This is a genomic window from Paracoccus caeni, from assembly GCF_016629665.1.
GTDB classification, from domain to species: Bacteria; Pseudomonadota; Alphaproteobacteria; order Rhodobacterales; family Rhodobacteraceae; genus Paracoccus; species Paracoccus caeni.
In genome coordinates, this window is record NZ_JAEPRQ010000003.1 from 439,019 (window position 1) to 451,413 (window position 12,395).

At 62.4% G+C, this 12,395-nt stretch carries 14 protein-coding genes; 7 read left to right on the plus strand and 7 right to left on the minus strand.

All coding sequences use genetic code 11. The features are described 5' to 3' along the window. Nucleotides 1-4: 4 nt before the first annotated feature. Nucleotides 5-985 (minus strand): threonine-phosphate decarboxylase CobD, encoded by a 981-nt coding sequence (gene cobD, locus JJJ17_RS11640; protein WP_200686536.1) that lies wholly within the window; start codon nt 983-985, stop codon nt 5-7. Between the two features lie 204 nt (nt 986-1,189). Between cobD and JJJ17_RS11645 the strand changes: the two genes are divergently transcribed. The 7 genes from JJJ17_RS11645 (at nt 1,190) to JJJ17_RS11675 (ending at nt 6,510) form a co-directional block, all read left to right on the plus strand. Next, entirely contained in the window at nt 1,190-1,693 is a 504-nt protein-coding gene (locus JJJ17_RS11645) for a type III secretion system chaperone family protein (protein WP_200686538.1), read from the plus strand. Between the two features lie 126 nt (nt 1,694-1,819). Then, entirely contained in the window at nt 1,820-2,635 is an 816-nt protein-coding gene (gene proC / locus JJJ17_RS11650) for a pyrroline-5-carboxylate reductase (RefSeq protein ID WP_200686540.1), read from the plus strand. After that, complete coding sequence (locus JJJ17_RS11655; RefSeq protein WP_200686542.1) at nt 2,632-2,961, plus strand: tRNA-binding protein; 330 nt, start codon at nt 2,632-2,634, stop codon at nt 2,959-2,961. The genes proC and JJJ17_RS11655 overlap by 4 nt, the downstream gene beginning before the upstream one ends. Next, nucleotides 2,961-3,908 (plus strand): 2-hydroxyacid dehydrogenase, encoded by a 948-nt coding sequence (locus tag JJJ17_RS11660; RefSeq protein WP_200686544.1) that lies wholly within the window; start codon nt 2,961-2,963, stop codon nt 3,906-3,908. The genes JJJ17_RS11655 and JJJ17_RS11660 overlap by 1 nt, the downstream gene beginning before the upstream one ends. Before the next feature lie 86 nt (nt 3,909-3,994). Continuing rightward, nucleotides 3,995-4,195 (plus strand): CsbD family protein, encoded by a 201-nt coding sequence (locus JJJ17_RS11665; RefSeq protein ID WP_200686546.1) that lies wholly within the window; start codon nt 3,995-3,997, stop codon nt 4,193-4,195. Between the two features lie 79 nt (nt 4,196-4,274). After that, entirely contained in the window at nt 4,275-5,525 is a 1,251-nt protein-coding gene (locus JJJ17_RS11670; RefSeq protein WP_200686548.1) for a glycerate kinase type-2 family protein, read from the plus strand. A 22-nt stretch (nt 5,526-5,547) separates the two neighbouring features. After that, nucleotides 5,548-6,510, plus strand: coding sequence for a magnesium transporter CorA family protein (locus tag JJJ17_RS11675; protein ID WP_200686550.1), 963 nt, complete (start codon nt 5,548-5,550; stop codon nt 6,508-6,510). A 71-nt stretch (nt 6,511-6,581) separates the two neighbouring features. Here JJJ17_RS11675 and JJJ17_RS11680 read toward each other — a convergent pair whose 3' ends face one another. The 6 genes from JJJ17_RS11680 to ugpB all read right to left on the minus strand — a co-directional run bounded on the left by JJJ17_RS11680 (nt 6,582) and on the right by ugpB (nt 12,216). Beyond that, nucleotides 6,582-6,863, minus strand: coding sequence for a protealysin inhibitor emfourin (locus JJJ17_RS11680; RefSeq protein ID WP_200686552.1), 282 nt, complete (start codon nt 6,861-6,863; stop codon nt 6,582-6,584). A gap of 42 nt (nt 6,864-6,905) precedes the next feature. Beyond that, a complete protein-coding gene (locus JJJ17_RS11685; protein ID WP_200686554.1) occupies nt 6,906-8,006 on the minus strand; it encodes a M4 family metallopeptidase in 1,101 nt (366 codons plus the stop codon). An 88-nt stretch (nt 8,007-8,094) separates the two neighbouring features. Further along, on the minus strand, nt 8,095-9,102 hold the full coding sequence (locus JJJ17_RS11690; RefSeq protein ID WP_200686556.1) for a sn-glycerol-3-phosphate import ATP-binding protein UgpC: 1,008 nt from the start codon (nt 9,100-9,102) through the stop codon (nt 8,095-8,097). 1 nt (nt 9,103) lies between these two features. Beyond that, entirely contained in the window at nt 9,104-9,952 is an 849-nt protein-coding gene (gene ugpE / locus JJJ17_RS11695; RefSeq protein WP_200686558.1) for a sn-glycerol-3-phosphate ABC transporter permease UgpE, read from the minus strand. Beyond that, a complete protein-coding gene (gene ugpA, locus JJJ17_RS11700; RefSeq protein ID WP_200686560.1) occupies nt 9,952-10,830 on the minus strand; it encodes a sn-glycerol-3-phosphate ABC transporter permease UgpA in 879 nt (292 codons plus the stop codon). Before ugpA ends, ugpE begins: the two co-directional genes overlap by 1 nt. Before the next feature lie 66 nt (nt 10,831-10,896). Next, nucleotides 10,897-12,216, minus strand: coding sequence for a sn-glycerol-3-phosphate ABC transporter substrate-binding protein UgpB (gene ugpB, locus JJJ17_RS11705; protein ID WP_200686562.1), 1,320 nt, complete (start codon nt 12,214-12,216; stop codon nt 10,897-10,899). Between the last annotated feature and the right edge of the window lie 179 nt (nt 12,217-12,395).

Here is a 12,395-nt window from a genome sequence, read left to right on the forward strand (position 1 = left end):
TGGTTCAACCATCTTCACTCAGGCTACGGAAGGCCGCTGCGACCCTTTGCCATTCTTCGGCATTGCCCGGAATGCCCAGCCGCAGCCAACGGTCTGAATAGGGGAAGCGGCGGCTCCAGATGTGATGGCAGGCCAGCATGTTCTGTGCCGTCTCCGCATTCGGCGTATCGTAAAGGCGGAACAGGTGCGTTCCGCCTGCCTGCACCCAGCCACCGCGCATCGCCAGATGATCAAGCCGCAGGCCCGCTTCGGAATGATAGACCGTCGCATCATCCGCCCAGACCGTATCGGCCATCGCCAGCGCCCCTATCGCCATTGCCGGGCCATTGACGGCCCAAGGGCCCGCTGCCTCGGTCAGACGGGCCAGAATGTCGGGCTGGGCAATGACAAAGCCCAATCGCAAACCCGCAAGGCCCCAGAACTTGCCGAAGCTGCGCAGGATCACGGCATTGTCGGGCATCTGCGGGGCAAGCGACAGGTCGGGCCGGGGATCGGCGAAACTTTCATCGACGATCAGATGACCGACCTTCGCAGCAAGATCGTACAGGCGCGCCGGGGACCATTGGCGCCCGTCCGGGTTGTTCGGGTTTACCACCACGGCCAGATCGGCGCCCGCCATCGCGTCGATTGCGTCCACCTCACTGACGGTCCACCCCGCTGCGCCAAGGCTGGCCGCATGTTCATTGTAGCTGGGCCAGATCACCCCCGCGCGCCCCGCCGGAAACAGTCGCGGCAGCATCTGGATCGCGGCAGAGGCCCCCGCCACCGGCAGCACCCGCTCAGGGTGGCAGCCGAACCAGCGGGCTGCGATCTGGGTCAGGTGCCGCACCGCTTCCGCTGTCGGCAGACTGTGCCAGACATGATCGGGCAGGGACTGAACCGGCCAGGGTCGCCGGTTGATGCCGGTTGACAGGTCGATCCAGTCGCCCGCCCCGAACCGCGCCACCGCCATGTCGATATTTCCGCCGTGATCGCGCCCGGTCATCACCCGCCAAACCCTTGTGTCCGCTGCCCTTTTGCTAGGCCAACAGCCGTTAACCCGCAATCCGTCAGCGAATTTTCACTTTACACCAAGCGGATTCGCGACCACGATATGTTGTAGGAACATTTGAGCACCTATGCTCGGTGTTGTGAGCAGACCAAGGGCTAGCGGCGTCAGAATCGCACCCAAGAGAGGCAGGATGCAGCCATGGCACAGACGGATCATTTCATCGCCAGCGACGAAATCCACCCCATCGACATCGTCGAGGCGGTGGCCGCACATCATGACTGGGATTTCGACCGTCTGGCCGATGACCAGATCGCGATGGTCGTGGCCGGGCAGTGGCGCAGCTATTCGCTGACGCTGGCCTGGTCCCCCCGTGAAGAGGTGCTGCGGCTGATCTGCAGCTTCGACATGGACCCGCCGTCCGAGCGTCTGGCCGAGATTTATGAGACGATCAATCTCGCCAATGATCAGGTCTGGGACGGCGGCTTCACCTTCTGGGCGCCGCAACGGCTGATGGTCTGGCGCTATGGTCTGGTGCTGGCGGGTGAGGCCGTGGCCTCGGCCGAGCAGATCGACCAGATGATCGGCAACGCCCTGATCGCCTGCGAGCGGTTCTACCCGTCCTTCCAGCTTGTCGGCTGGGGCAACTCCACGCCACAAGCCGCGCTGGATATCGCCTTGGGTGAGGCTTACGGGCGGGCCTAAGGCGCGCTCGTCACCATTTCTCGACAGCGAAAGCAGAGGCCGTTCTTGGCCCGGCGATGACTGCGGCACCTTGATTCCGGGCGCGCCTTTATCTTCAATGGCGCCGGTTCAAGATTGGGGAACGGGATGAGCGAATTCGACGATATCAATGCGCGCGGCCTTGTGCTGGTGGGCTGTGGCCGGATGGGCGGGGCGATGCTGAAAGGCTGGCTGGCGCGCGGGCTTGAGCCTTCAGCTGTCACCGTGATCGACCCGAAACTCGCGCCCGAATGGCAGGACAAGGGCCTGCGCGTCAATGCTTCGCTGCCTGACGATCCCGCCGTTCTGGTCCTTGCCGTCAAACCGCAGATGATGGCCGACGCTTTGGGAGAAATCCCGCAGCTTGGCGATGCGCTGATCGTCTCGGTCGCGGCGGGCACCACCATCGCCACCTTTGAGGCTACATTCCCCGGCAAATCCATCGTCCGCGTCATGCCGAACACCCCCGCCGCAATCGGCAAGGGTATCTCGGCCCTGATCGGTAACACCCGGACGACGCCGAAACAGCTCGACCTTGCCGATACGCTTATGCGCGCGGTGGGCCGCACCGTTCGGCTGGAAAGCGAGGATCAGATGGATGCCGTCACCGGCCTTTCCGGCAGCGGCCCCGCCTATGTCTTTCACCTGATCGAGGCGATGGCCAAGGCCGGCGAAGCGCAGGGCCTGTCGCCCGAATTGTCGCTGGAACTGGCGCGGATGACCGTCGCCGGGGCAGGGGCGCTGGCCGTCGATGCCGACGAAGATCCGGGGGTGCTGCGCGAGAATGTGACCTCGCCGGGCGGCACCACCGCTGCCGGGCTGAAGGTGCTGATGGACCCTGAAACCGGCCTGCCGCCGCTGATGGCCCGCACCGTCGCCGCCGCGACCGAACGTGGCCGCGAATTGGGGAAAGCTGCAAAATGATCACTTTCGACGATTTCATGAAGGTCGATATCCGCGTCGCGACCATCACCCGCGCTGAACCCTTCCCCGAGGCGCGCAAGCCCGCGATCAAGCTGTGGCTGGATGTGGGCGATCTGGGCGAAAAGAAATCCTCGGCCCAGATCACCCGCCATTACGACCCGGAAACGCTGATCGGCAAGCAGGTGCTGTGCGTGGTGAACTTCCCCCCGCGCCAGATCGGCCCGGTCATGTCCGAGGTGCTGGTCCTTGGCGTCCCCGACCCCGAAGGCGAGGTCGTGCTGATCCGCCCGGATCTGGATGTCCCGAACGGAGGCAGGCTTTACTGATGAAACTCCTTGTCACCCGACCGATGACGGATCGCGCAACCGCCGCAATAGCCGAGGCGTTCGACGCGACCTTCCACACCGATGGCCCCCTGTCCCCCGATCAGGCCGAACAGGCGATGCGCGATTACGATGCGATCATGCCGACTTTGGGCGATGCCTTCACGGCGGCGGCCTTCAGTGGCGATCTGCGCTGCAAGATCCTCGCCAATTTCGGCGCGGGCTATAATCATATCGATACCGAGGCCGCAAAGACCGCTGGCATCGCGGTCACCAACACTCCTGACGTGGTGACCGATGCCACCGCCGACATCGCGCTGACCCTGATCCTGATGACCATGCGCCGCGCCAGCGAGGGCGAGCGTGTTGTCCGTGCGGGCGAATGGACTGGCTGGCAGCCGACGCAATTCCTGTCGGGCCATGTCACCGGCGCGACTGTCGGCATCATCGGAATGGGCCGCATCGGCAAGGCCATCGCCCGCCGCTGCCATCACGGCTTTGGCATGGAGGTGGTGTTCTATAACCGCTCGCAAGTGACCGATCTGGACTTCCCGGCCCGACCATTGCCCAACCTTGCCACGACGCTTGAGGCCGCCGATGTCGCCGTGATCGCGGTGCCGGGCGGCGCTGGCACGCGCCATCTGATCGGCGCTGAGGAACTGAAGGCACTCGGTCCCGGCAGTTATCTGGTCAACATCTCCCGTGGCGATGTGGTCGAAGAAGCCGCCCTGATCGATGCGCTGAATGCAGGCACGATCGCGGGTGCCGGTCTTGATGTCTATGAACGCGAGCCGCAGGTGCCGCAGGCGCTGATCGACGCGCCCAATGCCTCGCTTCTGCCGCATCTTGGGACCGCGACGGAAAAGGCGCGAACCGCCATGGGGCTGCGCGCGCTGTCGAACTTGACCGCCTTTGCCAAGAGCGATGATCTGCCCGACAGGGTCGCATGATCGTGAGGTATGACATTTGTTAAGTCAGGAACTCTGCCAGATCCCGCGCGTTTCTTCCTCATACGATATGTTTCAAGGAGGACGCTATGAACTGGGATGTCATCCAGGGTAAATGGAAGCAGGTCAAAGGTTCCGTGAAGGAAAAATGGGGCGAGTTGACCGACGACGAACTGGACCAGATCGACGGCAACAAGGATAAGCTCGCCGGCAAACTTCAAGAGAAGTATGGCTGGGCCAAGAACGATGCCGAGCGTGAAATCGACGATTATTTCCGCGACAAAAGCTGATTTTCAGCCAGGCAGAAATACCGGAAAGGGTGCCTTCGGGCACCCTTTTCTTTTTTCCTGCAATGGCTAGCATCCGGTTATGATCACAGATGCCCCCTCCGACCCGCTGGCGCAGCGCGCGTTGAACCTGATCCGTCAGGGCATCGTCGCCGCCGATCCTGCCAAGGCGACCGCCTCTGCCATGGCCGAGGTGCTGGCCGATCCGCCGACCGGGCAGGGCGACTGGCATGTCATCGCGCTTGGCAAGGCCGCGCGGGCGATGGCTGCGGCGGCCCTGTCGGCGCTGCCAAAGGCGCGCGCATTGGTCATCACCAACGCAGGCAATGACGCACCGCTGGACCGGGCCGAGATACTGGTTTCGGGCCACCCCGTCCCCGACGCGGCGGGCGAGGCCGCTGCAAAACGGGTAGAGGCATTGTTGCGCCAGACCCGCCCAGAGGATCGTGTGCTTGCGCTGATCTCTGGCGGAGGTTCGGCGATGCTGCCCGCCCCGGTCGATGGGGTGAGCTTGACGCAGAAACAGCAGGTGAACCGGCTGCTTCTGGGATCCGGCGCGGATATCGCCCAGACCAACCTGATCCGTCAGGCATTGTCGCGGCTGAAGGGCGGCGGCTGGCTGCGGCTTAGCCACGCGCCGGTGACCGCGCTGATCCTGTCGGATGTGCCGGACGACGATCTGCGCGTCATCGCCTCTGGCCCGACCGTCGCCCCCATCGGCACCATTGCCGAGGCGGCGGATATGGCGCGCGCGCTTGGGATTTGGGACGACCTGCCGCCTGCCGTTCAGACCGCGCTGACCCGCCCCGAGGATCGCGGCAGCCTTCCGACCGCGCGCAATCTTCTGATCGGCTCGAACGGTCAAAGCGTTCAGGCGATGATCGAGGCAGGGGCGGTTGATGGCGGCACGGCGCTGTCAGGCGATGTCGAGGCCTGCGCACAGGCGCTGGTTCGCGCGGCGCAGGTGGCAAAACCCGGTCAGGCGCTGGTCTTTGGCGGGGAAACCACCGTCAAGCTGACGGGCGACGGGCAGGGCGGGCGCAATCAGGAACTGGCTTTGCGTTTCGCGCGCGCGGCAGAGCAGGCCGGGCTGACCGGAGACTGGGTCTTTGCCGCGATTGGCAGCGATGGCCGCGATGGGCCGGGCGAGGCGGCGGGCGGTGTCGTCGGGCCGCAGACGCTGGCCCGGATCGCGGAAGCGGGGGTCGATCTGGACGCGTCGCTTGCCCGGAACGATTCAGGCCCGGTGCTTCAGATCGCGAGGGGGCTTGTCATTACCGGCGCAACCGGCACCAATGTCGCCGATCTGGCCGTGTTCATCCGGGCAGAGTGACGCCAGCCACGGGGTTTCGCCGATGATGTATGCCTATACGATCCGCGATGGCCGCATCGTCATGATGGGCAAGGATCAGCCGCTGACCGATGCGGTCTGGATCGACATGATCACCCCCGACAAGTCAGAGACCGCCCGCCTGTCCCAGCTTGGCGTCTTGATCCCGACCCTTGCCGATATGGAGGAAATCGAGATCTCCAACCGGCTCTACCGCGAAAACGGGCTGGATTACATGACGGCGGTGCTGCCGGGCGATAAGGGTGACGGCTCTCGCGCGGCGATGCCGGTCAGCTTCATCCTCTCGGCCACCCGGCTGGTGACGGTGCGCCACCACTCGCCCCGGCCCTTCCTGACCTTCCCCGAACGGGCCGAGCGCAGCAGCCTTGGTTGCACCAATGTGAACCGGCTTTTCGTCGGGTTGATCGAGGAAATCATCGCCCGGCTGGCCGATATCCTTGAAGCCTCGGGGCGGGTGCTGGATGGTAACAATGCCGACATCTTCGAAAGCCGCGCGGGCAGGGGCCACAGTGATCGCCTGCAACAGGGGCTGCGCAAGGTGGGAATCGAGGCCGAGGGACTGGCCCGCGTCCGTCTTGGCCTGCTCAGCATCGAACGGATGCTGGCGTTCCACATGGCGATGATCGACGAATATCCCGATGCGGCGAAACTGCGCCCGGTCGTCCGCAGCCAGATCCGCGACGTTCAGGCGCTGGAGGTTCATGCCGACTTCCTGTCCTCGCGCGTCGGTCTGGCGGTCGATGCGACTTTGGGCCTGATTAATCTGGAGCAGAACAAGACCGTTCGTATGCTGTCGGTGATCGCCGCGCTGTTCCTGCCGCCGACCCTGATCGCCAGCATCTATGGCATGAATTTCGATGTCATGCCGGAACTGCACCTGTCCTGGGGCTATCCGATGTCTCTGGGGCTGATGGTCGGCTCGGTCGTGGCGACGTGGCTGTTCCTGCGCTGGAAGAACTGGCTTTAGGCGATCTTTCACGGCGCGGTGCCGCAGGGCGGTTTTTCAACCAGCCACGCCACAGGCATAATACCGAAGCCTCACACCTGATCGATCAGATCCAGCATTTCCGGCGGCAATTGCTGTTCATGCAGCGTGAAGCTGCTTTCGTGCCCGTCCTCGGTCACGGTGATGTGGTAAGTCATCCGGTCGGCGCAATCGCCGCAGGGTTTGCTTGCCAGCCGCGCCAATTCATCCGGCTCGAAGGCGTCGCATAGCTCTTGCCGGACCGGCTCTGCCTGCTGGTCCACGTCGATGGTCTTGTTCAGCGCGGCCGAGGCGATGCCGCCAAAGCCGCCCTGAGTCTCGATCTCGATAATCATGGCGATCCCACCCCCGATGGTGCATCCGCCATGAATGTAGGATCAGATCGCGATTCCGACAAGTTTCCATGCACGGCGCAGCATGACGCTTTCGATGCTGCCGCGTCCGGTCAACTCGATCGCGGCATCCATCGTCTGGTCCGCCCAGTCCGAGAAACTGGCCATCGGGTTGTTCAGCGTCTGCAGCGCGCGATACCAAATCCGCCCCGGAACCTCCCACGCCTTGCCGCCCAGATAATTGCAGAACAGATAGAAGGCATGGTTCGGAATGCCGGAATTGATATGCACCCCGCCATTGTCATCGCTGGTCGAGACGAAGCCATCCATGTGCCAGGGCTGCGGATCCTGCCCCAGCAGATCATCGGCATAGGCGGTGCCGGGGGCCTTCATGCTGCGCAGGGCAACGCCCTTGATCCCCGGCCCAAGGATGCCCTTGCCGACCAGCCAGTCGGCCTCATGCGCCTCTTGTGCAAGCGCGCGTTGCAGGGCCAGTGAGCCGAATACATCGGCGATGCTTTCATTCAGCGCCCCCGACTGGTTCTCATAGATCAGCCCGCCCGAAAACTGGATGACGCCATGCGACATCTCGTGGCCGATCACCGAAAGCTCAAGGAAGGTCTGGAAGATCTTGCCGTCGCCGGTGCCATAGGCCATCTGGTCGCCGTTCCAGAAGGCGTTGTTGTAATCGCGCCGGTGATGAACCGTGGCGATCAGCGGCATGCCTTCGCCGTCCAACGAATTGCGGCCATATTCCTCGGCATACATCGAAAACACCTGCCCGGCGGCGTCATAGGCGGTGTCGGCGTCCGCAATGCCGGTTGCCGGATCGCCTTCGGAACGGATCAGCTTGCCGGGCAGGGCGGCCTTGTGTTCGCCGTCATGGATACGGCGGTCCGAGCAGCAGATATCTTCAGCCGGACTAACGGCGCGGCTGGCGTAATTGCCGGACAGCAGTTCAGCAGGCGGCAGCCCGGCGCGGTTCAATTCGGCGCGCTCGTCCCGCAGTTTCTCGGTCTGTTTCAGCAGGGTCTTGGCCATCTCGGCCGTGCGGGCATCGCCGCGAAGCGCCAGAACCCGCAGCATATAGGGCGGGACAATGCAGTTGATCGGATGATGGTCAGAGCAGTTCAGCGTAAAGCACATGAAGCGAATCCCGTTAATGAAACTCGCTTCATTTTAGCACAATTTGTATGGAGAACAAAACGGGAATATCCCGTTTTGTTCACACCATTCAGTCGATCCGTTTGCCGGTTTCGCGGTGGAACAGGTGCAATGCGCCGGGGCGATAGGCCAGCCGCAGATTGTCCGACAGCTCGGAATCCGAGGGCAGGGCGACGGTGACCCGCTCGCCTTGGGTGTGACCGTGAACCAACCGTTGCGCGCCCAGTTCCTCGACCGCGGTGACGCTGATCTCTATCGGGCCATCGGCGGCCACGCTCAGATCCTCGGGACGAATGCCGATGGTGCCTGCATGGGCGGTGCCGGGCAGATGCGGCACGGCCTTGGCGTCGATCAGGTTCATCGCCGGGCTGCCGATAAAGCCCGCCACGAAGGTCGAGGCGGGTTTACGGTAAACCTCAAGCGGGGTGCCGATCTGTTCGATCTGGCCCGCGCTCAGCACCACCAGACGGTCGGCCAGCGTCATTGCCTCTAGCTGGTCATGGGTCACGTAAAGCGAGGTGGTGCCCAGCCGTTTTTGCAGCTCCTTGATCTCCAGCCGCATGGTCACGCGCAGCTTGGCGTCAAGGTTCGACAAAGGCTCGTCGAACAGAAACGCCGCAGGTTCGCGGACGATGGCGCGGCCCATGGCGACCCGCTGCCGCTGACCGCCCGATAGGGCGCGGGGCTTGCGGTCCAGATAGGGGCCGATCTGAAGGATCTCTGCCGCCTCGGCCACGCGCTTTTCGATCTCGGGCTTGGGCGTGTTGCGGTTTTTCAGACCATAGGCAAGATTCTGGCGCACCGACATATGCGGATAAAGCGCATAGTTCTGAAACACCATGGCGATGTCGCGGTCGGCGGGTTCGATGTTGTTGACGACCCGGTTGCCGATCTTCACCTCGCCCTCGCTGATCGATTCCAGCCCTGCGACCATGCGCAGAAGCGTGGATTTTCCGCAGCCCGAAGGGCCGACCAGCACGATGAACTCACCATCGGCGATGTCGATATTGACGCCGCCTACGGCACGGGTGCCGCCCGTATAGACCTTGCCGACATTTTCCAGCGTAATCGATGCCACTTTACTTCTCCGTATCGACAAGACCTTTGACGAACAACCGCTGCATGCCGATGACCACCGCGACGGGCGGCAACATCGCCAGCATGGCCGTCGCCATGACCAGATGCCATTGAGGAACGCCATCCACCGCGTCGGCCAGCCGCTTGATGCCGGCGACGATGGTGTAATAATCGCTGCTGGTGGTGACCAGCAGCGGCCACAGATATTGGTTCCAGCCATAGATGAACAGGATGACGAACAGAGCCGCCATATTGGTCCGCGACAACGGCAGAAGGATGTCGCGGAAGAATTTCATCGGGCCTGCGCCGTCGATGCGGGCGGCCTCGGTCAACTCGTCAGGGATGGTCAGGAAGACCTGCCGGAACAGGAAGGTCGCCGTGGCCGATGCGATCAGCGGGACCGACAGGCCCCAGTAGCTGTTCAGCATCCCCAGATCGGCAACGACCTTGAAGGTCGGCACGATCCGCACCTCGACCGGCAGCATCATCGTGATGAAGATGCACCAGAAGGCAAGATTGCGGAACGGGAAGCGGAAATAGACGATCGCGAAGGCCGAGGTCATCGAGATGGCGATCTTCCCGATGGCGATCATCAGCGCCATGATCAGGCTGTTCATCATCATCGTGCTGACCGGCGGGGTGCCGCTGCTGGACACGCCCGAACCCAGCATCCGCGAATAATTCGTGATCAGATCGGGGCCGGGCAGCATCGGGATCGTCCCCGAGACGAATGCGCTTGGCGGGTGGGTCGAGGCGACGAAGGCGATCCAGACGGGCAGGGCGACGATGGCCACCCCAAGGATCAACACCAAATGGGCCAGAAAATCCAGGCCGGGACGGTTCTCGATCATCAGTAAGCCACCTTCTTCTCGACATAGCGGAACTGAACCACGGTCAGCACGATCACGATCAGCATCAGAACCACCGACTGTGCGGCCGAGCTGCCCATGTTCTGTCCGACGAAGCCATCAAAATAGACCTTGTAGACCAGAATATTGGTGGCCTGCGCGGGTCCGCCTTCGGTGGTGGCGTCGATGACGCTGAAGGTGTCGAACATGGCATAGACGATGTTGACGACCAGCAGGAAGAACGTGGTCGGCGACAAAAGCGGGAAGGTGATGTCAAAGAAGCGCCGGACCGGACCCGCGCCGTCGATGGCCGCAGCCTCGCGCAGCGATGCCGGGATCGACTGAAGCCCCGCCACGAAGAACAGGAAATTATAGCTGATCTGCTTCCAGGCGCTGGCAATGACGACCAGGATCATGGCGTCCGATTTCGACGTCATGTGGTTCCAGTCATAGCCGACCATTTCCAGCAGATAGGGCAGGATACCGATGGTCGGGTTGAAGATGAACCACCACAGGATCCCCGCAACCGCCGGGGCCACCGCATAGGGCCAGACCAGCAGCGTCGTATAGATGCTGGTGGACCGGATCATCCTGTCCACCGCCACCGCCATCAGCAGCGCGACCCCCATCGACAGCACCGTCACACAGATCGCGAAGATCGCCGTGACTTGCAGCGAGTTCAGATATTGCGCGCTTCCGGTCAGTGCCTTGAAGTTCGCAAGGCCGACGAATTGCGTGCTGATGCCAAAGGCATCCTCGCGCAGAAAGCTTTGCCGAATGGCCTGCGCGGCAGGCCATAGGAAGAACACGAAGGTGATGATGAGTTGCGGCGCCAACAAAAGCCACGGCAACAACTGATTGGTAAAGGCGGTGCGCTTCATCGGTTTCCTGATGGAAAAGCGAAGGGAAAAAGGCCGCGCAGGTCGCGCGGCCTTCGAGATCTTCGGTTACTGGCTTTGCGCCTGGAACTCTTCCAGCAGCGCGTCGCCACGCTCGACCACCGAATCCAGCGCGCCCTTTGCATCCTTGGAGCCAGACAGAAGCTGCTCGAACTCTTCGTCGATGATGCCGCGGATCTGGACATAGTTGCCGAAGCGCAGACCTTTCGAGTTTTCGGTCGGCTCGTTCAGGGTGATTTGCTCGATGCTGACCTCGGTGCCGGGGTTCGCGTCGTAATAGCCCTGCTCCTTGCCCAGCTCATAGGCGGCCTGCGTGATCGGCAGATAGCCGGTGAACTGGTGCCAGTCGGCCTGAACCTCGGGCGTCGAGAGGTATTCGAAGAACTTGGCAACGCCCGCATATTCTTCGTCCGAACGACCCGACAGAACCCACAGCGTCGCACCGCCGATGATCGAGTTCTGCGGCGCGCCCTCGACATCGTCGTAATAGGGCAGCATCCCGAAGCCGACTTCGAAATCCGGGGTGTTCGCTACGATACCCGCACGGCTGCCCGAGCTGGCCATGTGGATCGCGCATTCCTGCGAATAGAACAGCGGGCCAGAGCCATCGCCGCCGACAGGGCCGCCATATTTGAAGATGCCTTCATCGGCCCAACGCTTCATGTTCTCCCAGTGCTTCACCTGCACCGGGCCGTTCAGCGACAGCCGCGCGTCGGTTCCGCCAAGGCCGTTCTCCAGCGTGCCGATCGGCTGATTGTGCCAAGCGCTGAAATTCTCGGTCTGGATCCAGCTGATCCACTGGCTGGTAAAGCCACAGCTCGCAGCACCCGATTCCTTGATCTTGTTCGAGAATTCTTCAAGCTCGGCCCAGGTTTTCGGGGGCGTTTCCGGGTCAAGACCGGCCTTCTCGAACACGGCCTTGTTGTAATAGAGGATCGGGGTCGAGCTGTTGAACGGCAGCGACAGCATATTGCCGTCAACATCGCTGTAATAGCCCGCGATCGCCGGGATATAGGCCGCGGGGTCGAAACCTTCGCCGTGATCGGCCATCAGTTGATAGACCGGGATGATCGCGCCTTCGGCCGCCATCATGGTGCCGGTGCCGACCTCGAAAACCTGCACGATAGCCGGCTGCTGCTTGGCGCGGAAGGCGGCAATCGCGGCGGTCATCGTCTCGGGATAGGTGCCCTTATAGGACGGCACGATATTGAAATCTTCCTGGCTGTCGTTGAAGCCCTTGGCGATCTCTTCCAGCTTGGCGCCCAGCTCGCCACCCATGGCGTGCCACCACTGGATGTCGGTCTTGGCATGGGCTGCCGATAGCGACGCAATTAAAGCGACCGCCGAAGCGGTGAAAATTCGTGACATTGGTATCCTCCCCATTGGAGTTGCGATTCAGCATCGGGCGTAACGGGCCTTGGTGACGCTGCCGCAACAATCTTGTGAGGGAAATGTGACAGTGTTTGCACAGCTGGTCAACGCTGTGTTTTTTCTTTTATGCGCGAAAATGTTCGAAATCGCGGGTCTTTCGGGCTGTCTATCCCGTA

Bases quoted from the DNA above. Each gene is read 5' to 3' on its own strand.
- JJJ17_RS11685 (WP_200686554.1), bottom strand. From the start codon at position 8,006: ATGTGCTTTACGCTGAACTGCTCTGACCATCATCCGATCAACTGCATT.
- JJJ17_RS11675 (WP_200686550.1), top strand. From the start codon at position 5,548: ATGATGTATGCCTATACGATCCGCGATGGCCGCATCGTCATGATGGGC.
- cobD (WP_200686536.1), bottom strand. From the start codon at position 985: ATGACCGGGCGCGATCACGGCGGAAATATCGACATGGCGGTGGCGCGG.
- ugpA (WP_200686560.1), bottom strand. From the start codon at position 10,830: ATGAAGCGCACCGCCTTTACCAATCAGTTGTTGCCGTGGCTTTTGTTG.
- JJJ17_RS11645 (WP_200686538.1), top strand. From the start codon at position 1,190: ATGGCACAGACGGATCATTTCATCGCCAGCGACGAAATCCACCCCATC.
- ugpE (WP_200686558.1), bottom strand. From the start codon at position 9,952: ATGATCGAGAACCGTCCCGGCCTGGATTTTCTGGCCCATTTGGTGTTG.
- JJJ17_RS11680 (WP_200686552.1), bottom strand. From the start codon at position 6,863: ATGATTATCGAGATCGAGACTCAGGGCGGCTTTGGCGGCATCGCCTCG.
- JJJ17_RS11660 (WP_200686544.1), top strand. From the start codon at position 2,961: ATGAAACTCCTTGTCACCCGACCGATGACGGATCGCGCAACCGCCGCA.
- JJJ17_RS11665 (WP_200686546.1), top strand. From the start codon at position 3,995: ATGAACTGGGATGTCATCCAGGGTAAATGGAAGCAGGTCAAAGGTTCC.
- ugpB (WP_200686562.1), bottom strand. From the start codon at position 12,216: ATGTCACGAATTTTCACCGCTTCGGCGGTCGCTTTAATTGCGTCGCTA.
- JJJ17_RS11670 (WP_200686548.1), top strand. From the start codon at position 4,275: ATGATCACAGATGCCCCCTCCGACCCGCTGGCGCAGCGCGCGTTGAAC.
- JJJ17_RS11655 (WP_200686542.1), top strand. From the start codon at position 2,632: ATGATCACTTTCGACGATTTCATGAAGGTCGATATCCGCGTCGCGACC.
- proC (WP_200686540.1), top strand. From the start codon at position 1,820: ATGAGCGAATTCGACGATATCAATGCGCGCGGCCTTGTGCTGGTGGGC.